General features: G+C 40.8%; 14 protein-coding genes. 7 read left to right on the top strand and 7 right to left on the bottom strand.

Annotated elements, in window-relative coordinates:
• Positions 1-3: 3 nt before the first annotated feature.
• From ACMX3D_RS07840 to ACMX3D_RS07830, 3 genes are all read right to left on the bottom strand, one after another.
• Positions 4-585: a hypothetical protein gene (locus ACMX3D_RS07840; RefSeq protein WP_482750865.1), complete on the bottom strand. Its 582-nt coding sequence runs from the start codon at positions 583-585 to the stop codon at positions 4-6.
• Between the two features lie 320 nt (positions 586-905).
• A complete protein-coding gene (locus ACMX3D_RS07835; RefSeq protein ID WP_482750864.1) occupies positions 906-4,892 on the bottom strand; it encodes a magnesium chelatase subunit H in 3,987 nt (1,328 codons plus the stop codon).
• Between the two features lie 784 nt (positions 4,893-5,676).
• Positions 5,677-6,495 (bottom strand): Rpn family recombination-promoting nuclease/putative transposase, encoded by an 819-nt coding sequence (locus tag ACMX3D_RS07830; protein ID WP_482750863.1) that lies wholly within the window; start codon positions 6,493-6,495, stop codon positions 5,677-5,679.
• Between the two features lie 66 nt (positions 6,496-6,561).
• Here ACMX3D_RS07830 and ACMX3D_RS07825 point away from each other — a divergent pair, with 66 nt between their 5' ends.
• Entirely contained in the window at positions 6,562-7,881 is a 1,320-nt protein-coding gene (locus ACMX3D_RS07825; protein WP_482750862.1) for a glycosyltransferase family protein, read from the top strand.
• A gap of 25 nt (positions 7,882-7,906) precedes the next feature.
• On the opposite strand, the gene ACMX3D_RS07820 is transcribed toward ACMX3D_RS07825, so the two are convergent.
• Entirely contained in the window at positions 7,907-8,290 is a 384-nt protein-coding gene (locus ACMX3D_RS07820; RefSeq protein ID WP_482750861.1) for a hypothetical protein, read from the bottom strand.
• A 644-nt stretch (positions 8,291-8,934) separates the two neighbouring features.
• On the opposite strand from ACMX3D_RS07820, the gene ACMX3D_RS07815 reads away from it, so the two are divergent.
• On the top strand, positions 8,935-9,612 hold the full coding sequence (locus tag ACMX3D_RS07815; protein ID WP_482750860.1) for a M23 family metallopeptidase: 678 nt from the start codon (positions 8,935-8,937) through the stop codon (positions 9,610-9,612).
• Positions 9,613-9,784: 172 nt separating this feature from the next.
• Here ACMX3D_RS07815 and ACMX3D_RS07810 read toward each other — a convergent pair whose 3' ends face one another.
• On the bottom strand, positions 9,785-10,351 hold the full coding sequence (locus tag ACMX3D_RS07810) for a Uma2 family endonuclease (RefSeq protein ID WP_482750859.1): 567 nt from the start codon (positions 10,349-10,351) through the stop codon (positions 9,785-9,787).
• A 95-nt stretch (positions 10,352-10,446) separates the two neighbouring features.
• Complete coding sequence (gene ftsH / locus ACMX3D_RS07805; protein ID WP_482752297.1) at positions 10,447-12,384, bottom strand: ATP-dependent zinc metalloprotease FtsH; 1,938 nt, start codon at positions 12,382-12,384, stop codon at positions 10,447-10,449.
• Between the two features lie 511 nt (positions 12,385-12,895).
• On the opposite strand from ftsH, the gene ACMX3D_RS07800 reads away from it, so the two are divergent.
• A complete protein-coding gene (locus tag ACMX3D_RS07800) occupies positions 12,896-13,441 on the top strand; it encodes an NADPH-dependent FMN reductase (RefSeq protein ID WP_482750858.1) in 546 nt (181 codons plus the stop codon).
• Between the two features lie 958 nt (positions 13,442-14,399).
• Positions 14,400-14,663: a hypothetical protein gene (locus tag ACMX3D_RS07795; protein ID WP_482750857.1), complete on the top strand. Its 264-nt coding sequence runs from the start codon at positions 14,400-14,402 to the stop codon at positions 14,661-14,663.
• Between the two features lie 296 nt (positions 14,664-14,959).
• On the opposite strand, the gene ACMX3D_RS07790 is transcribed toward ACMX3D_RS07795, so the two are convergent.
• The gene (locus ACMX3D_RS07790) at positions 14,960-15,889 is read right to left on the bottom strand and encodes a 1-aminocyclopropane-1-carboxylate deaminase/D-cysteine desulfhydrase (protein WP_482750856.1); all 930 of its coding nucleotides are present in this window, start codon (positions 15,887-15,889) and stop codon (positions 14,960-14,962) included.
• Between the two features lie 275 nt (positions 15,890-16,164).
• Between ACMX3D_RS07790 and ACMX3D_RS07785 the strand changes: the two genes are divergently transcribed.
• The 3 genes from ACMX3D_RS07785 (at position 16,165) to ACMX3D_RS07775 (ending at position 20,411) form a co-directional block, all read left to right on the top strand.
• Positions 16,165-17,895 carry a diflavin flavoprotein gene (locus tag ACMX3D_RS07785; protein ID WP_482750855.1) on the top strand — a complete coding sequence of 577 codons (1,731 nt, stop codon included), beginning with the start codon at positions 16,165-16,167 and terminating at the stop codon, positions 17,893-17,895.
• Positions 17,896-17,995: 100 nt separating this feature from the next.
• Complete coding sequence (locus tag ACMX3D_RS07780) at positions 17,996-18,490, top strand: phosphate-starvation-inducible PsiE family protein (RefSeq protein WP_482750854.1); 495 nt, start codon at positions 17,996-17,998, stop codon at positions 18,488-18,490.
• 184 nt (positions 18,491-18,674) lie between these two features.
• Positions 18,675-20,411 carry a diflavin flavoprotein gene (locus ACMX3D_RS07775; RefSeq protein ID WP_482750853.1) on the top strand — a complete coding sequence of 579 codons (1,737 nt, stop codon included), beginning with the start codon at positions 18,675-18,677 and terminating at the stop codon, positions 20,409-20,411.
• Positions 20,412-20,515: the final 104 nt, after the last annotated feature.

Below are 20,515 nucleotides of genomic sequence, written 5' to 3'. Positions count from 1 at the left end.
TATCTATGAATTTTGTTCATTATCTTTAATAATTCCTGCTGTTTTAAGACTATCAACAATTATTTCAAGTATTTTACAAGTAGGTAAAACTAATTCCAAATCGGCTGGATATAACTGCTGAAATAATTCAATTGACTCTATAATAATATTATAAAAAATCACAAAATGTATTTCATAAAGATTCTTAGCGATATTCCCTTTAAAGATAGGTGTCATTGATGCTCCGCTGAAAGTATCTCCATTAACTGAATTTAAAACAGATAGAATATCTGGTTGAGATATGTGACCTATTTGATTCATATCACCATAATGTAGGTTAAAAGTAGGAGGTGCATATTTAACATTTGGAGTTTGACCATCTTTATCAACTCCTTTTTTAATCTCATTGATACGAGTAATTATTTCAATTTCTTGCTTTATAGCCACAGATGCTTTAAAATACTGTCCTTCTGAAATCAGATTTTCAGTATATAATTCTCCTTGGAAAAATATAGTTATAAGTTGTAATATTTTTCCTAATTGTTCATTTGTATTTCCAGGAATACCTGCTCTATAAACTAGCAAATCTGTAATTGCTGTAATCATTAATAAACGAGATTCTATTAGAAATTTTCCATATTGCTGCTCTGATTTTAATCTAATTGACTTAGATATTGTTATCCAATCATTGGTAATTTTTTTACCAAACTATATAGCATTTTGTTTCAAACAGTTAGTATCTTCAAGATTTTTTATAATTTTATTAACTTCTTTCAATCTCTTTTGATGAGCTACTTTTTTGCTAAAGCCTTTGAACGCCATAAATAATATCTCTAATAGGTTTTAATATTATAGTTAAAATATTAAAAGGGATACGGCTTGCCGTATCCCCAAAACTTTATGCTATTTATTCAGATTGAAAGTTGTTACTCAATCCCCTCAATTCGGTCTTCGACTTCTTGGTACAACTCGCGGAGGCGGTCTAAATTCTCCTCGCTAGTTTCCCAATAACCGCGACCATTCACTTCCAACAATGTTGATACCATCTTGCGGAAAGAATGGGGGTTGAGGTTCATCAACCGTTTCTGCATTTCTTCATCTTTGATGAAGGTTTCGTTGGCATCCTCATAAATCCAGTTGTCCACTGCGCCGGCTGTTGCACTCCAACCCATTGTGTTTACCAACCGCTTGGAGAGTTCGCGGACACCTTCGTAACCGTGAGACAGCATACCTTCATACCACTTGGGATTTAATAATTTGGTACGCGCATCTAAGCGCACGGTTTCAGATAAAGTGCGGACTTGGGCGTTAGCTGTGGTAGTGTCTGCAATGTATGATGCTGGGGTTTTACCATCGCCACGCAGAGTTGACACGACCTTGGTGGGATCTGAGTCGAAGTAGTGGGAAACGTCCGTCAAACTAATCTCGGAAGAATCCAGGTTTTGGAATGTCACCTCAGCAGTTTTTAAGGTGCTTTCAAAAATCTGGCGAGATTGTTCCATCATGCCAGGGTTATCGGCACTGAAGGCGAAGGATTTACGGGTGAGGTACATTTCTTGTAACTCGGCTTCGCTTTCCCAAGTGCTGTTTTCTACTGCCAGGTTGATGTTAGAAGAGTAGGAACCGGAAGCGTTAGAGAAAACGCGGGTTGCTGCTTGACGCAGATTAATTCCCAATTCCTCAGCTTGCTGCATAGCGTGTTTGCGGACAAAGTTCATTTCTGTAGGTTCATCCGCTTCCGCAGCCATCTTCACAGCTTGGTCTAGTAGGTTCATCTGGTTGATGAACAAGTCGCGGAATACACCAGAACAGTTGATGACTACATCAATTCTGGGTCGTCCCAATTCTTCTAAGGGTATTAACTCCAACTTGTTCACCCGTCCTAATGCGTCGGGAACGGGACGCACACCCACCATCCACATGATTTGTGCTAGGGATTCACCGTAGGTTTTGATGTTATCTGTTCCCCAGAGAACGCAGGCGATGGTTTCCGGCCAATTACCGTTGTTTTCGGCTTTGTTCCGTGCTAACAGTCTATCTACAACGATTTTCGCTGATTGTACAGCCGCCGCAGTGGGGATAGCTTGGGGATCGAGGGCGTGAATGTTCTTACCTGTGGGTAATACATCCGGGTTGCGGATGGGGTCGCCACCAGGGCCAGGAAGAATGTATTCGCCTTCTAAGCCTTTGAGTAATGCGCCGAGTTCGTTGTCTGCACAAACTTGTTGCAGGCAGAATTCTAGATACTCGAACAGAGGTTTCAAGGCTGAAGCATCTACTTTGGGATAACCTGCTTTGTGCAATGCTTCTACCCAAGGTTCTTTTTTGCCCATGTTGAAGAAGTTCAACTTGGAAACTAAAGAAACTCGTCCTTCTGCGTCGGTTTGTTCTTGTACTAACGCACCAACGGCGGCGCGAGTAGCTAGAGTGATGTCTTGTAAGAGTTGGACATCTTCTAATACGCCTTTGTCGCTGTTTTGGTAGATTTCGTCAATGTTGCGTCCCACGCTGTTGGCGATGATGCGGGGTAAGCTGAGAATTTCTTCTTCTTGACGGTCTAAGCTGGCGATATTAACCAGAGTTGCAACGGCTTCTTCTGCACTTGGGGGTTTACCAATGACGTGCAAACCACAAGGTAACAACCGCGATTCAATTTCCATTAACTTGCGGTAGACGCTGCCGACAATATTATCCCGTTCTTCTGGGGTCATATCTTTGGCATCGATTTCTGGCAAGTCGATGTCTTTATCTAGGTTTACCATCCGGCATTTATCCATGATGGTGTTGACGATGGGGATACCGCGACCGCTATCTTTTAAGGTTTGGTAAGAAGCAATTAATTCGCTGAGTTCTTTCAAACCTTTGTACAAACCAGCGTTTTCTGCGGGTGGTGTGAGGTAAGAAATTGTCTCGGCGTAACTGCGGCGTTTGGCAATTGTCGCTTCGCTGGGGTTGTTGGCGGCGTAGTAGTACAGGTTGGGAATTGTGCCAATTAGGTTGTCGGGGTAGCATTCGCCAGACATCCCCATTTGCTTACCAGGCATGAATTCTAAGGAACCGTGTGTACCAAAGTGCAGTACAGCATCAGCACCCCAAATTCTTTCTAGGTAAGTGTAGTAAGCCGCAAAGCCGTGATGCGGACTGGCGGAACGGGAGAACAACAGCCGCATGGGGTCGCCTTCATAACCGAATGTTGGCTGAACACCGATGAAGACGTTACCGAACTGCTTACCGTAAATTAAGAGGTTTTGTCCGTCGCTGTTGAGGTGTCCTGGTGGTGGCCCCCAGTTTTCTTCTAGGCGTTGGGAATAAGGTGTCAGTTCTTCATATTCTGGCACTGACATCTTATAAGCAATGTTTAGTTCAGGGCTGGCATACTGTGCCTGTGCGTCGTGGATGACTTGTTCCATCAACTCTTTTGCGTTTTCTGGCAAGTCTTGCACGTCGTAGCCGTTGTTTTTCAACGCCTTCATCACTTCGTAGATGGAACCGAATACATCAAGGTATGCGGCAGTTCCAACGTTACCTTTGTCAGGTGGGAAGCTGAAAACGGTGATGGCAACTTTTTTATCGAGTTTGGGTTTGCGGCGCAGGTTCGCCCATTTCAAAGCACGTTGGGCTACGGCTTCGATGCGGTCTTGAAGTGCGATCGCCTTTCCTGTCGCCCCATCTCTACCGGATAATATGATGGGTTCAATTGCCCCATCCAACTCAGGAATCGCAATTTGTAACGCTACCTGAATTGGATGTAAACCTAAATCGCTATCTAACCATTCCTCGGTAGTTTGGAAGACCAAGGGTAACGCCACCATGTAAGGACGGTTCAGGCGTTTGAGTGCGTCAATTGCCTTAGGATGGTCTTGTCTAGCTGGGCCACCAACTAAAGCAAAACCAGTTAAGGATATGACAGCATCAACTAGTGGTGTATTTGTAGTTGGTTCATAGAAGTAAGCATCCACAGGTTTGGAAAAGTCCAAACCACCAGCAAACACAGGTACTACCCGTGCGCCTAGTGATTCCAACTCCTGCACCATCGCCACATAATGGGCATCATCACCTGTAACTAGGTGAGTTCTTTGTAATACCAACCCTACACAAGGCGCTAAAGGATCTTTCAGGTCTTGCGGAATATCCTTCCGGGCTGCATACCAGTTGAGATATTCCCTAACATCCTCATACATGGTTGTTGCTAAAGGATGCCAAATCCCCATATCAGGATAAACAACAGGTGCTTGATATTCTAGAGACGCGGAATTTCGCTTCTCTACACCTTTTAATACATATTTATCAGACAGCATCAGCAAGAAGTTTTCCAGGTTTTCTGGAGAACCACCTAGCCAATACTGAAAACTCAGCATGAAATTGCGTGCGTCCTGTGCCTTGTCCATTGGCAAGAACTTCAGCACTTGGGGTAGTGTCCGTAGCAGTTTCAGCATTCCATCTTGGAATCCTGCACCGGATTTTTCTTTGCGTTTCTTCATGAATTGTGCGATCGCACTCTTCGACTGACCCAACTGCGCCAAAGAGAAAGTACCCATTTTATTCAGGCGCATTACCTCTGGCATGGATGGGAAGACAACCGCAACGTCTAAATTATCGCGGTACGGTTCGACAGCTGCTACTACTTTCTGTGCTAAGTCTTCGATAAAAATCAGAGAGGCAATAAAAATATTGGCACTTTGTATATCGCGTTGGAACTCTTCGTAATTTTCGGGGTCTCGAAGTTCCTCAATTAAGTACCCGCTGATTTCAATCGCAAGATCGGGGCTGTTCGAGTTTATCGTGCGAACCGCTTGCGACAATGCACTCTGGTACTGGGACTCAAGCACGACATAGACCACCTTGATTAAATTACGTCCGCGCAGGTTTTCAGGCGCAATATGTCTAATGGTGGACTTGACGTGGGTGAACATGCTTCCTCTGCTCCTTTGATGCGTGTTCTCGACTAGAAGTTATTAGCGGCTGATAATGCCACAGCTTACTTCTTTTTTTCGGCAATAAGTGTTTTTTATCAGAAAAACCTTATCCAGAGAGCATTTTGCCTGATTTCTGACACAAATTGATATAAAAAATGAAATATTTTTTTACAAATATTGACAAATAATAAAAGTAAATACTCGCTTATTGTAAATTTTTCTTAACAAAACTCATTTTTTCCTAGCAGTCGAGAATGACAAATGATTAAATATTGACAAATAAGTTAATGTATGTATTTAAAACAAGCAGGTAAAGGCTGTACTCTAATGCTAGTGATAGAGAGTGTGCGATCGCTATAAAGCCGACCCTTAGTATTTCACTAATGATGAATAACCATATAACTTTTGAGTAATATCAGAAACAGGTGCATAGGAAAAATCGTTAATAGTTCTCTCCGCACCTGTTCCCTGTATTTAAATGATGAATTAAATCATTCAAAAGCAACTAGTAATTTGACAGGTTCCTGAATAAATATTTGTTCGGGTGAGCGGCTAATTAAAAAATCACACAGTCTGCTTAAACCTAAATCTAGTGAAACGGTAAATTCTTCAATGGAAAAAACTAACTTTGCATTCGATAATTTTCCAAACTTCTACGAGGATAGAACTAATAATTAACTCTGAACAAGCTTTTTCGGAACCAGTTGCTATTGCTAATAGTAGCCCTTCGCTTAATTGACTTTTGCCAGCGAGAAGTCGCTATAAGAGATTTTTAATAAGATTAATTAGATGATTTATCTTCTTGTTGAGTCTGTAATTGTTGCACTTGCTCAACAGTTAAACCTGTGACATCTACAATTGTTTCCAGGCTGAAACCTTTACTAATCATTTTGATGGCCACCTCTTGAGCTTTTTGTTCAAGACCCTGTTCCATACCTTGTTCCAGACCTTGTTCAAATCCTTCTTTAAGCCCTTCTTGCAAAATATCTTGATAAATCACTGACTCGCGCATAATATCACTCCGCAAAATACTTTTAATCACATCTTTATTTAATACTAGCCCAGATAACACTGCTGTTGATGCAGCAACATTACTGCGGATACGAGTGTCATTGAATGCTGCAATAACTTCCGCAACTTCTTCTAAGGTTCGCCTTTGATTATCCGTTTTACTTAAAGTTGCAAACGGTAACAAACCTGGAGAATTCAAAAATAGTTCAGTTGGCTGTTCCCAAAGTCGAATTACCTCAAATCTGTGCCAGCTATTTTCTAATACAAATTCCGTTTGATAAACTAGTTCAGAATCACTTGGTTGTAAATAAATGACAAACTGACGCATTTGCTTACGAGGAAATTTTCGATACACACGTAAGCGATAATCATTCATCCGAAAGGGAATATCAGCATTTGGTTTAGTTTGGAATTCGAGATGAAGGACGATTTCATCTGACTGTAACAAAATTAGTGCATCGGCACGTATTGGTTCGAGTGATAATTCAGATGGACTAAGTTCAGTGAGTGTAATTGATTCATTGAGTAGCCAAGTTGCAAAGTCACTGGAAAATGATTCAGCCAGAAATTTACAGACGTTATCAAACATAGCCTGTAATTATATCAGTCCAGCAGTGTCTCTTTTATAACTTATATAACTATTTACTATTAACTTATGACTCCAGTAGATATTCTCATTCTCTCCAATGGCCCTGGGGAAGTCACAACCTGGGTGCGTCCAGTCGTTAAAGCATTACGGGAAAAGCTGGGTAATGACCGTGAACAAGTCAGGATTTCCGTTGTATTATCACCTTGCCCGAATGCCAGTGGTAAAGAAGCTGCGATCGCACTTTCCTACCCAGAAGTAGACCGAGTACAGTCAGCAGAACATTTTTGGCAATTTTTGCTTTGGGGAAAAACTTATGACAATTGGGATTGGAGAAATCACGGTGTCGTAATTTTCCTTGGTGGTGATCAATTTTTCCCCGTCATCATTGGCAAAAAAATGGGATATCGCACTGTAGTTTACGCTGAATGGGAAGCCCGTTGGCATAACTTGATTGACCGCTTTGGCGTAATGAAACCGAAAGTTGCGGAAAAAGTCTCCCCGAAATACGCCCATAAATTCACAGTCGTCGGCGACTTGATGCTAGAAGCCCAAAACTCAGCACTCAGCGAGAAGTTGCGTGCGAAGGTTCCCCCCGTTGAGCAAACTTCGGTGACTCAGCACTTTCAACTCAGCACTCAGCACTCTTTAACCATCGGTATTCTCCCCGGTTCAAAAGCCGCAAAATTAACCCAAGGAGTTCCCTTAACTTTAGCTATTGCTGAATACATCCATGCCAACAGACCGCAAATTAAGTTTGTCATTCCTGTAGCGCCAACGTTGGATTTACAAACCTTAGCCAGTTTTGCAGATCCGCAGAAAAACCCTTTTGTGGAAACTTTTAAATCCTCAGGTGCTTCCTTAGTTACGCCAGAACAAAGTGATGAGTACCCGCTACTGAAAACAGGTAAAGGATTAAATGTAGAGCTACACCAAGAAAATCCTGCCTATGAAATATTATCGCGTTGTTCTATCTGCTTAACTACAGTCGGCGCAAACACCGCTGAACTTGGGTCTTTAGGCGTACCCATGCTTGTGTTACTGCCCACCCAACAGCTTGATGCTATGCGTTCTTGGGATGGTTTACCTGGATTGTTAGCAAATTTGCCTGGAGTAGGTACAACATTTGCCAAATTAATTAACTGGCTATTTCTGCGACGCAAAGGTTTATTAGCATGGCCAAATATCTGGGCGCAATCAGAAATAGTCCCAGAATTAGTAGGTCAACTCCAGCCCCAAGAAATTGGCGAAATGGTATTAGATTTGTTAGCGCATCCAGAAAAATTGGCAGAAATGCGAACCAATCTCAGACGTGTTCGCGGCGAAAGTGGCGCAGCACAAAAAATAGCGCAGATTGTCTGCGAGGAAATAGAGAAGCAGTGCAATTAGGGAAATGTAAATGAAGAATTATAAATTAATCAGACTGTCCATCCCGTCGCCCTAATTCATAAATACCAGAACCAATACAGGCAAGTATACCGATACTAACTGCCCAGCTGCGACCTAAGCTGATTTCTACACCCCAGTTACATAATGTGCCTATCCCCAAAAACGGCACAATGCTGAACAATGAGGCGTAAAAAGCGTTTTGCGATTCTCTGGCTTTGCGAGTTTTCTCGAATTCAGTCTGGCTGGTATAAAGCGATCGCTCGGCAAAATTAAACCAGCGGTTTAACTGCTCAATTACCCATTCACTACACGGGAAAAAACCTAGGTACAGCGCTAACGACCACAAACTAGCGCCAGCGATCGCAACAGTATCTAATTCAAATCGGAAAGGCAATATATCAGTCAGCATGGCTTGGGTGCGTCCTGCAAATGGTCATCTTGGCCTTTTTTCAAGCTCGATTGACCTATTCAGCAATTTTAAGCATAAATGCTTGCACCATTTCAACTATCTAGAACAAAAAGTCAAGGTTTATCAGCAACAAAGAACGGTCAATAGGCTCTCTCATAGCCAAACTCCACTCAAGTGGACTGGAATAAACTTCTTTTTGAGTTCTCTTGAGAGAACTTGCACTATGAGACTCGGAATTTATTCCGAGGCTTCCTGATTTTCTTGTTCTACTTACGTACATACATAAGTATGGCTATAGTCTCCATTACTGGCAACTACCAGTGTTTAAGAGACGGCAATTAGGCGTATATTGTAAAAATTATATTTATCTAGTAAAAAATCTGCAAAATTTCCACTTGAAAGTAATTTTTTAATTTCAAAATCTGATAGTATAAATGCGGCATTGCCCATGCTGATATCCTTATTAAACAAGTAATATTAGTAAATCACTTATGCAAAATAAAGTTGTTATGTGAATATTTAGCAAAAATATATACACATCAAAATTTCAAAACTAATTTGTTTTTTATAAGCGATTAAGAGCTAAACAATAGTGAATTTCCCAAAAGTTTACAGATAATCCTGTGAGAAGAAGGAATCAAAGAATGGGTCAAAGACCAAAAAAAGTATTGCTTTCTGGAGCTACACTATTACTATTAGGATTAAGTATTGTTAGTTTTGGCACTTTCTGGCCAAATGTAGAAACAGTGACCGCTAGAGAAGCGCAACAAAAAAAAGCTACAAGGAGCAATGGTTGGTTAGCCGCTTCTTTTCCTGTAGAGAACTTTCAAGCATACACATCGCCCTTTGGTTATCGCCGTTCTGCTACTGGTGGGGCTAATTGGGAATTTCACGGAGGCTTAGATATAGCTGCGCCACAAGGTAGTTATATTCGCAATTGGTGGGTAGGTACAGTAGTTAAGGTAAGCGATCGCACTGCTTGTGGGACTCACATAGTCATCAAATCCGGCGAGTGGGAACACACTTACTGTCACATGGAAGGTCATGTAGAAACTGCATCTGGTCGGCGCTACTTAATAGACCGGACTGGTGGAATTCAAATTTGGGAAGGTCAAGTAATTCCCACCGGAGTCAGGATTGGTCGCGTAGGAATGACAGGACGCACTACGGGGCCACATCTCCACTGGGGACTGAAATATGCAAATAACTATGTAGACCCTGCATTAGTGTTGCGAGAAATGTTTACTCAGCAACAAATTGCCAGCCGAGAGTCAAAAATAGTGATTCAAGAGTCAAAAAATCAGCGTGATTCTGGTTATTAAGAATGACACAGTTATTCATGAAATTCGTTGACAAAACAACACGAAAATGTTGCCATTTTGGCATATTAAAACTGGTGAATATTGCTATGCTATGTGAGCGAAAAACATCCTAAATTAGAGAAATATTAACTTTATCCTCTGGTAGTAGCTGGGGGATTTTTTATTTTCAAATCTAAAAAAGTTTGCTGATCATACGGCTAAACCCTGGTAGCAAAGGACTGGTCAATTCATCCTGACTGTATAAAGTTGCTACCAGTTTTAAAACTCCCTGCTCCCGTCGATACACTTCCACCTTCTGCTCCCTGCGGTCAAAAATCCAATATTCCAGCACTCCTTGCACTGAATATAGTTTGAGCTTTGCTTCGCGATCCCGCTTCTGATTCTTTTCACCTTCAGACAACACCTCTACTACCAACTCTGGTGCTGCTGTCAAATGTCCAGCTTCATCTAATACTTTAGCAAGGCGCTCATGACTTGCCCAAACTACATCAGGAATCACATTATCTGCATCAGAAAAAATAATCCCAGGAGTAATTGCTGGTTCTCCCAGTCCACTCTCCTGTGACCAAAGTTTCAGCATTGTGCCAATGTTAATACAAATCGCCTGATGCTTCCAATGTGGCGCTCTTGCCACAAACAATTCCCCATCAATTATTTCATAGCGATGATTGCGATCGCTCTCAAAGAGTGCTAAGTCTGCTGTTGTCCATCGCACTTGACTGACTGGTGTGCTGTTCATCAAAATTTCAAAGCAGATAGTTATTTAAATCATAATCAAAATAACAGAGACGTTGTAATGCAACGTCTCTACTGGGCAAACCCTAATCAAAATTTTTAATTAGGTACAGCCAATGTCGCTGCGTCAGCTACTTGGTTATCCTTATGCTCAGCGACGATTTGACGAAATTGTTCGCCGTCAATTGTTTCTTGTTCAATCAAAATCTCTACTAAACGGTCAACTAATGTACGGTTTTCCTGAATCAGGCGTTTTGCTGTGTCGTAGCATTGGATGAGAATTTCACGTACTTTTCGATCAATTTGAGCAGCAATTTCTTCGGAATATTCTGATTTACTCATCCAGTCACGCCCCAAAAACACCTCACTATTGGGAGATTCTAAGGAAAACTGGCCAATTTCGGACATCCCGTACTGTGTCACCATCTGTCGCGCTATGGATGTCGCATATTCTAATTTGCGGTTTTCTCGCATCCCGCCAGTGACTTCAGGTAAACCGAAAATGACTTCTTCGGCGGCTCTACCACCTAATACTGCGGTAATTCTGGCTAATAGTTGCGATCGCGACATGAGAAAATGTTCTTCGTCGGGAGTGAACCAAGTTAAACCCCGTGATTGTCCACGCGGAATCAAGGATACTTTTTGTACTGGGTCATGGTCTTTGAGTAAGGTTCCTACTATGGCATAGCCAACTTCATGATAAGCAATTAAGCGTTTGATTTTGCTATCTACTAAAGGTGTGCCTTCCATCCCCGCAACTACACGATCAACTGCATCGTTAATTTCTAAGATGGTGATTGCATCTTTGCGTCTTCTGGCTGTGAGAATGGCAGCTTCGTTGAGTAAGTTGGCTAAATCTGCGCCAGTAAAACCAGGTGTGCGACGTGCGATCGCTTCTAATGACACACTCTCGTCAATTCTCTTATTCCGGGCATGAACTTGCAATATTTCTAATCGCCCTTTTAAATCTGGTGCATCGACAATCACTTGTCTGTCAAAGCGGCCGGGACGCAACAAGGCTGCGTCTAAAACATCGGGACGGTTGGTAGCGGCAATAATAATGATGCCTGTGTTGCCTTCAAAACCATCCATTTCGGTCAGCAACTGGTTGAGGGTTTGTTCTCTTTCATCGTTTCCGCCGCCAATACCCGCACCCCGTTGTCTACCAACAGCGTCAATTTCATCAATAAATATTAGACAAGGCGCATTTTCTTTGGCTTTTTTAAATAAGTCGCGCACACGCGATGCACCAACACCGACGAACATTTCCACAAATTCGGAACCGGAAATGCTGAAAAATGGTACACCTGCTTCCCCAGCGATCGCTTTTGCGAGTAATGTTTTACCTGTTCCTGGTGGCCCGACTAACAATACACCTTTGGGAATGCGTGCGCCTACAGCGGTGAATCTTTCTGGCTGTTTTAAGAAGGTGACAACTTCTTGTAGTTCTTCTTTAGCTTCTTCTACACCTGCTACATCGTCAAATTTCACACCAGTTTTCGCTTCCATTTGGAAACGCGCTCTGGATTTACCAAAGTTCATGGCTTGGCTGGAGGCATTTGTCGAGCGGCGCAGAAATAGTAACATTAAAGCTACCAGTGGCAAAATCCACATGAGGTTGATTAATAAACCAACAGCGGCTCGACTATTAGCAGAGGACACTTCACCAAACTCGACGTTTTTCGCTTTGAGTTTGTTAATTAACTCTGTATTTTGATTTAAAAGTCTGACTTGTAGGGGTGGTGTATCTGGCTTTTGTCCTTGTAAATATACTTTGGCTGTTTGTTCGGTTTCGTCTAACTCAACTTTTTTGACTTCGCCTTTTTCAGTTCTTCTAATCAAGTCACCATAACTGATTTCGCCGCGCTCTGCTCTTTGTGCCAGGGCAGGTGTACCGCCAACTATATTTGGCAACATCATTAAACTGGCGATTAACGCCCCCGACCAAGCAACAGATTTTTGGGATCGCTTTTTGTTGATTTTGCCTAACTCTGGCTTGACCGTAGTTGGTTCGATTATGGGCGATCGCTGTTGCATCAATGCCTTTCTCCTGAAATTTTTCATATCATTTACCCTTTTTCTGCTGGCATGAGCTTCGCGCTGATTTATGCCTATTTTTCTAGCAAAAATTGCAATAACTGGAAATCACTGTTTTTTATCTAGTCTAACTTCTACACCAAACTACCCCCTACTCTCTTTAACCATGCTACTCAAGGAATCCTCTGTTAGTGGGATAAATTATACTCCTGGGTGGGATGATGAGAAACCAAGCTTGCCAGAGTATGAGCTTAAGTACAGTTTTTACATCTACTGCCAAGTGATGCGACAAATTTGACGACAAAACAATAACTCGCTAAGATAAACATAATCGTAATGACTACGACTTTTAATCATTCTTTTGTACTAATGGTTCACCATCATTAATTTTGAAGAAGTCAGGGATCTAGCAGCCCTTGTAAATTGTTGAAAGTCTTACTATACAGCTTTCTTCATTTCAGACTTCATACTTCAAACTTCATACTTATTATTTGTAATGGATGGGTAAATTATGGTCAGAATTGTTGGCATTGGTGGTAGCTTGAGGCCTAACTCCTATACACAGTTGGCTTTACAAGTAGCAGCACAACGGTTACAAGCCATAGGTGCAGATGTAGAAATTTTGGATTTGCGGCAATTGCAGCTACCATTTTGCAACGGTGAAAAAGAGTATCCCGAATATCCAGATGTCAAGAGATTGCGTGATACTGTCAGTGGTGCAGATGGATTAATTTTGGCGACACCTGAGTATCATGGCGGTGTGAGTGGTGTTTTGAAAAATGCCCTTGATTTAATGAGTTTTGAAGAACTGTCTGGGAAAGTGACAGGACTCATTAGTGTTTTGGGAGGTCAATCTAACAGCAACGCCCTCAATGATTTACGGCTGATTGTTCGTTGGGTGCATGGTTGGGTAATTCCCGAACAAATCGCCATTGGGCAAGCCTGGAGTGCTTTTAACCCAGAAGGTAAGTTGCTAGATGAAAAACTTTCTCAAAGATTCGATGATTTTGCTCAAAGTTTAGTTGACAGCACTCGCAAGCTCAAAGGCATAAATTAGATTTGTAGGGTGGACAAAACTTTGCCCACCTTACTGGTTTCGCTGTTGTGGCGATCGCATTATTCTCAAAGTAATATGTAACCGTATTTACACTAATATTACTTAGTTTGTCATCTACAATTAGAATGATATTTACTCAGCTTTGAGAAGGTTATTTAAGTGTGTATTATTTATAACTTTCTATTTATTTTTTAATTTACACCTATCACTAGATAGAAAATGCTTATGCAATTGGATAGAGTTTAAAATTTTGAATTTATTTTCTACATTCAAATATATCTCTGTATCTATGAATATGTCATGATTAGATGACGAACACGTTAATATACTTAAATATATAGTTATTTAAATTACTGAATATCCTATAAAAAATTTATCTTATCTTTCCTAGCCTTGGCAAAATTTGTATATTTAATTCCTCAAGCATCTATTTAAGTGAATTTACGCAAGTAAATTTACTTATTTCTGTAAATTAAGTATCTTTTACGTCACTATACTGTATAAAATAACTATTCTTCAAATAAATAAGTAAATTTACGGATATTTTTTCTGCGAAAATATTAAAAAATAATTAAGTGGATAAAGTTTTGGTATTCAAACTTAATCGAACTAAATCAAAAAGTGTCGTGCAAGCTGGCAAAAGCTCTATCCGTGATGGAATATTGCTGAGTAGTGAATAATACAAAATCCAAGGAATAAGAGAATGCGTGTGAAAAAGCTAGTCAGCTATGGAATTATTGTGCTGAGTCTCCTGCTGGGGTTAGGCTTCACGACAATTGCGCGTGGTTTCGCGATTCCACCGACAACTGGGCAGATTGAGTTTGCGCAAAGAACAAGTGATCTGATGCTTAACACTTTGTTCGCGGCGCTGACACAGGAATTCAACGAAACCACACCAGATAATGTAGAGGAAGGTAAGCATTCCATATCGTTGATATTTGACGATCAAAACAAGAATATGCGACTGGTTGGTACTGTTGGGCCGCTCCGGGAAAGCGATCGCCCCCGTGATAGCTTCGAGCGTCAGGCAAATGCAATGGCCTTGGCAGGAGGAGAGGCATACACGACAGTCCAGCGCATAGATGATAAATGGTACTATCGACGCTCGATCCCCCTCAGCAACTTCAGGGCAGAGTGTGCGCTTTGCCACACCAATTATCCCATTGGCCCCACATCAGACTGGGTGGGCGCTCTCATGCTGCGGGTACCGATTAAAAATTGAATTGATACCAAGTTGCAGTCAAAGATAGTAATTTGGGGTGGGAGTAGAAAGTAGGAATACTATTTCTAAAAGCAAATTAGTATGAGTTACAAAAAATAGAACAATCATTAGTCAGTGCTGGCTACAGTACTGACTACTGTGTTTTAGGAACTTCAGATATTACACCCTATTAAAATCATCAAGTACTATTGCGATCGCTCTTTAATTTAGCTGAACAATAGGTAATAGAAAATCAAGCCATAAGTATATTCCTTAGTTCAAATGAATGAGTCAAAGAGTTAATAATCTGATTGATGTCAGAAAGCTAATCTCTGCTGTATACCTAAATTTCCTTGTAAACCGCCAGTGTGAATGAGTAAAATGCGATCGCCTTTTCTAAAAAACCCTTGCTGTAATAAATCCATCACGCCATAAAACATCTTGGCGGTGTATACGTAATCTAAAGGTACACCGTGATTTTGTTGAAATTCCTGGCTAAACTTCAGCAGTTCATTGTTAACTTTGGCATAACCACCGCAGTGATAATTGCAAATTAATTCCCAAGACGGTGGAGAATAATTTAGGGCAGGTAAACCAGCAGCAAGATAACTCTGCAATAGTATTTCGATTTCTGGTTGCAGAAATGTGCCATTTTTGAGGATAGGAAAAGCAATCGCTCTTTGCTTTTGAGCTAGTGAAAGTAAAATCCCTGCAAAGGTAGTACCTGTACCACAAGCAACGCAGACAACATCAAAATCTCCAACTTCTTTGAGTATCTCTGTACAACCACGCACACCGTTTAAGTTACTTCCACCTTCAGGAATGATAAATACTTCACCGTAGCGTTCGCGCAATTTTACGTGTAATTCTGTGGTGTTGCGTTGTCTGTAACTGCTGCGATTCAGGTATACCAGTTGCATACCCTGTTCTACAGCAAAACTCAACGTAGGATTTAGTGGTAGTCTTTCTTCCCCACGAATCAAACCAATTGTCTGAAATCCAAATAATTTACCTGCGGCTGCGGTTGCAAATATGTGATTAGAATAAGCACCGCCAAATGTCAGTAGCGTTTTACAATTTTTCTTTTCTGCTTCTAACAAGTTGTATTTCAGCTTGAACCACTTATTACCATTAACCCACGGGTGCATGAGGTCGAGACGCAGCACAGACAGTTCCACACCAGCATTTTGGGCAATATCGCTGTGAATCTGTTGTGTAGGAGGAATATAAGATTTATCTGCGTCCATCTGCGTTTATTTGCGGTTAAATGTTTCTTCTTGTACCCCAATCAAATGCTCATCACCATAAGTATTGAGGACATAAAGAGTTACATTGATTTGATATTACTAGGCATAAAACCAATGATAAACATTGATTTCATACAATAGTCAACCAATCTTAATAATGAATAAAACTTCCTAATGAGTATCTTTAGAAATTGGCATTTTACCAATTGAAGATAACAGTTCAATATAAGAGTAAGCAGATTCACTCCAGATAAATTTCATTTTGGAGAAACCCAATGTCCGTACTCACAGATACCACTTCAATCTTTTCTAATCCATCACGTTTAACTATACAAACTATTGAAATTGCCACTCAAACTACCGCTATTCGTTGCCTTGATTGGGATAGAGAGCGTTTTGATGTCGAGTTTGGTTTACGTAATGGCACAACATATAATTCTTTCTTAATTGAAGGTGAAAAAATTGCTTTAGTTGACACTTCACACCGCAAATTTGAGCAATTATACTTAGAAATACTCACAGGATTAATTGACCCAACAAAGATAGATTACTTAATTATTAGCCATACAGAACCAGACCATAGCGGACTTGTCAAAGATATCTTGCAATCAGCACCGAATATTACTGTTGTTGGTGCGAAAGTGGCTATCCAATTTTTAGAGAATATGGTTCATCAGCCATTTCAATCAATAACTGTAAAAAGTGGCGATCGCTTAGATTTAGGTAATGGTCATGAATTAGAATTTATCTCGGCTCCTAACCTGCATTGGCCAGACACAATCTTTACTTACGATCATAAAACAGGCATTCTCTACACCTGCGATGTCTTTGGAATGCACTACTGTGATGACCATACATTTGATGAAAATTTAGCCATCATCGCAGAAGATTTTCAATATTACTATGAGTGTTTAATGGGGCCAAATGCTCGGTCAGTTTTGGCAGCTTTAAAACGCATTGAAAAGTTAGAAATAGCAACAGTTGCCACAGGTCATGGGCCATTGCTACAACACCATATTTCCGAATGGCTAGAACGTTATCAAAATTGGAGTTTAGAACAAACAAAAACCGAGCAATTTGTCGCTTTGTTCTATACTGAAGATTACGGTTATAGTGAGGAAATAGCACGTTACATCGCACATGGCATTACCAGAACCGGAGTAGTAGTTGAATTAGTACCTCTTAATAATACTGAGCCACAAGAAATCCGCGAATTAGTTGCACAAGCTTCTGGTTTAGTAATAGGAATGCCGCCACAATCTGCCATAGCTGCACAAACAGCGTTAAGCACTATATTAGCTGCGACTCATAATAAACAAGCGATTGGTTTATTTGAATCGGGAGGAGGAGATGATGAACCAGTTTATCCTTTACGTAACAAGTTTCAAGAAATCGGATTAACTGAAGCGTTTCCACCAATTTTAATTAAAGAAACTCCCACCAGAGCCACAGAACAATTATGTGACGAAGCCGGAACAGATATCGGATTATGGTTAAACCGCGATCGCGCCATTAAACAAATCAAATCCATCAATACTGATTTAGAAAAAGCTTTAGGACGGATTAGCACAGGACTATACATCATTACCGCCAAGAAAGCAGAAATTCAAAGTGCAATGTTTGCTTCTTGGGTAACACAAGCCAGCGTCAATCCTTTAGGAGTAGCAATTGCTGTAGCTAAAGAACGCGCCATTGAATCCTTCATGCACCTAGGCGATCGCTTTGTGTTAAACGTCCTGGAAGAAGGTAACTACCAAAGCTATATGAAACACTTCCTCAAGCGTTTCCCTCCCGGTGGCGATCGCTTTGCTGGCGTGAAAACCTATCCAGCTGCTAATGGTTCCCCAATTCTCGCTGACGCTTTAGCTTACATGGAATGTGAAATCACCAGCCGCATGGACTGTGGTGATCATTGGGTGATTTATAGCACCGTGCAAACCGGACGAGTTGCCAACATAAATGCACTCACCGCCGTTCATCACCGCAAAGTTGGTAATCACTACTAAATAAAGTCAAAAGTAGAAAGTAAAAAGGCAAAAGTAAAAAGGTTCTTTTACCTTTTTACTGAATTAATTTAATGGTCAATTTATATTCATCGAAAAAGCCATGTATAAGCCTGTTGATGATAACCATATAACCACCTATGAACTGAATCGAGTCCGTGTTGTTCGCAGCTTGGAAATGATTCAAGATGTGATTGTAATTTCTTTGTGTATTGGCTTATTTAGCTTCATGGCAATTCAGGTGAGAGATATGTTTCTCTCCCTGCTTCCTCCGCTGAATTTTCAAGTTGTTACCGCTGATATTCTGTTTTTGCTAATTTTGGTTGAGTTGTTCCGACTGCTGATTATTTACTTACAAGAACAACGTATATCTATTGGGGTAGCGGTAGAAGTTTCGATTGTTTCTGCTTTGCGAGAAGTGATTGTTAAAGGTGTACTGGAAACTAATTGGACTCAAGTTTTAGCGACTTGTGCTTTCTTATTAGTTCTAGGAATCTTATTAATCTTGCGAGTTTGGCTACCTCCTACTTTTGAAGGCATTGATCCAGAACAACAAATATCTCAACGCTACAGAAAAAATCGCATAAATCAAAAATGAAGTATGAATTATGAAGTCTGAAGTATGAAATGAAGAAATTAGTATTTACTCATATCTGAGTAAATTGAAAAAATCATAATCACATTTTTTCATACTTCAGGCTTTATTATTCATTCTTTTAAAATTTTACCATTTCTGCTTTTTAAATTTCGGACTTCACACTTCATACTTCTTAGAGGATATTATGTCTATTGCTACTATCACACCCAGCCGTGCTAGAGATGTTCAGGTTGCAGAAATTGGACAAAATACGATAATTTTGCGATCGCGCACTTGGGAAAGACTGAAATTTGAGGTTGAATATTCCCGCCAAAAAGGAACCACAGCAAATTCTTATTTAATTCAAGCTGAGAAAAAAGCTTTAATTGACCCGCCTGGCGAATCTTTTACCGAAATTTACCTCCAAGAACTAGAGCAACATTTAGACTTGGCAACTCTAGATTACATCATTCTCAATCATATTAATCCTAACCGCCGAGCCACACTCAAAGTATTACTTTCTCAAGCACCGCAAGCGACTATAATTTGCTCTCGTCCAGCGGCTAATGCTTTAAAATCCACCTTTCCTGAATGGGAAGAACATATTCAAGAGGTACGTTCCGAAGATACTTTAGATTTAGGACAAGGACATCATCTATCATTCATTACTGTACCAACTCCTCGTTGGGCAGATGGCCTCTGCACTTATGATCCCGCTACTAAGATTCTGTACACAGACAAATTTTTTGGCGCACATATCTGCGAAGACACTCTATTTGACGAAGACTGGAAAAAGTTAGATGCAGAACGCCGTTACTATTTTGAGTGTATTCATGCACCCCAAGCCAAACAAGTTGAAGTTGCTTTAGATAAATTGACAGCGTTAGGCGCAAGATATTATGCTCCGGCGCATGGCCCGGTTGTGCGTTATAGCCTCAGCCGTTTTACCTACGATTACCGCCAATGGTGTCAAGGGCAAAAATCCCAAGAATTTAGCGTTGCTTTATTGTATGCTTCTGCTTATGGAAATACGGCAATTGTAGCGAATGCGATCGCTCAAGGATTAATTCAAAATAGCATTAATGTAGAATCGATTGACTGCGAATTAGCAGACACAGCTGAAATCACGCGTCTTATCGAAGCTTGTGATGGCTTTATTATCGGTTCCCCCACATTAGGCGGTCATCCACCAACACAAATTCAAACAGCCTTGGGAATAGTGCTGTCAACAGCCGCAAAAACCAAGTTAGCAGGTGTCTTTGGTTCTTACGGTTGGAGTGGCGAGGCCATTGATTTACTAGAAAGCAAACTCAAAGATGCCAATTATCGTTTAGGCTTTGAAACAATTCGAGTGCGCTTTAGTCCGACTGCTGAAATTCTCCAACAATGCCAAACTGCGGGTGCAACCTTTGCCCAAACCTTGAAAAAAACCAAAAAACTGCGTATTCCCCGACAAGCAGTAACAGAAGCGCAAGTAGACCGTACCGAACAAGCTGTAGGGCGAATAGTTGGTTCCTTGTGTGTTGTTACGACTCGTGACCAAAACGCCCACAAGGGCATCTTAACTTCTTGGGTATCACAAGCAACATTTAACCCGCCTGGAATTATGATTGCGATTTCCCCAGAGCAAAATGCTGATTTGATGCGTCATCCTGGCGATAAATTTGTGCTGAATATTCTCAAAGAAGGCAGAAATGTCCGACGCTATTTTTCCCGTCACAGCACTGCGGGAGATAACCCATTTGCTAATCTTGCCACACAAACTGCCACTAATGGTTGTCTGATACTTAATGACGCATTAGCTTATTTAGAATGCACAGTAAAAAATCAACTGGAATGTGGAGATAGATGGTTGATTTATGCAGTGGTAGATAAAGGCGAGATGTTAACAAATGATGGGATAACCGCAATTGAACATCGCAAATCTGGCAGTTTTTATTGATTAATGCAGGCAGTCTCAAAGAAACAAGTTTTACCGTTAAGCATGAAAGTTGTTTTCCCTTTAGAGAAAAACCTTCTGCTCTAGCCTCTTCAATATGTACTATC

The organism is Anabaena sp. TISTR 8404 (assembly GCF_056847745.1).
Note: the sequence above shows the minus strand (reverse complement) of the source record. Positions and strands in the feature narration are given on the sequence as shown.

Excerpts from the sequence above, each read along its gene's own strand:
- ACMX3D_RS07830 (WP_482750863.1), bottom strand. The coding sequence starts at position 6,495 with ATGTTTGATAACGTCTGTAAATTTCTGGCTGAATCATTTTCCAGTGAC.
- ACMX3D_RS07785 (WP_482750855.1), top strand. The coding sequence starts at position 16,165 with ATGTCCGTACTCACAGATACCACTTCAATCTTTTCTAATCCATCACGT.
- ftsH (WP_482752297.1), bottom strand. The coding sequence starts at position 12,384 with ATGCAACAGCGATCGCCCATAATCGAACCAACTACGGTCAAGCCAGAG.
- ACMX3D_RS07810 (WP_482750859.1), bottom strand. The coding sequence starts at position 10,351 with ATGAACAGCACACCAGTCAGTCAAGTGCGATGGACAACAGCAGACTTA.
- ACMX3D_RS07780 (WP_482750854.1), top strand. The coding sequence starts at position 17,996 with ATGTATAAGCCTGTTGATGATAACCATATAACCACCTATGAACTGAAT.
- ACMX3D_RS07795 (WP_482750857.1), top strand. The coding sequence starts at position 14,400 with ATGCGACTGGTTGGTACTGTTGGGCCGCTCCGGGAAAGCGATCGCCCC.
- ACMX3D_RS07790 (WP_482750856.1), bottom strand. The coding sequence starts at position 15,889 with ATGGACGCAGATAAATCTTATATTCCTCCTACACAACAGATTCACAGC.
- ACMX3D_RS07820 (WP_482750861.1), bottom strand. The coding sequence starts at position 8,290 with ATGCTGACTGATATATTGCCTTTCCGATTTGAATTAGATACTGTTGCG.
- ACMX3D_RS07775 (WP_482750853.1), top strand. The coding sequence starts at position 18,675 with ATGTCTATTGCTACTATCACACCCAGCCGTGCTAGAGATGTTCAGGTT.
- ACMX3D_RS07835 (WP_482750864.1), bottom strand. The coding sequence starts at position 4,892 with ATGTTCACCCACGTCAAGTCCACCATTAGACATATTGCGCCTGAAAAC.
- ACMX3D_RS07815 (WP_482750860.1), top strand. The coding sequence starts at position 8,935 with ATGGGTCAAAGACCAAAAAAAGTATTGCTTTCTGGAGCTACACTATTA.
- ACMX3D_RS07840 (WP_482750865.1), bottom strand. The coding sequence starts at position 585 with ATGATTACAGCAATTACAGATTTGCTAGTTTATAGAGCAGGTATTCCT.
- ACMX3D_RS07800 (WP_482750858.1), top strand. The coding sequence starts at position 12,896 with ATGGTCAGAATTGTTGGCATTGGTGGTAGCTTGAGGCCTAACTCCTAT.
- ACMX3D_RS07825 (WP_482750862.1), top strand. The coding sequence starts at position 6,562 with ATGACTCCAGTAGATATTCTCATTCTCTCCAATGGCCCTGGGGAAGTC.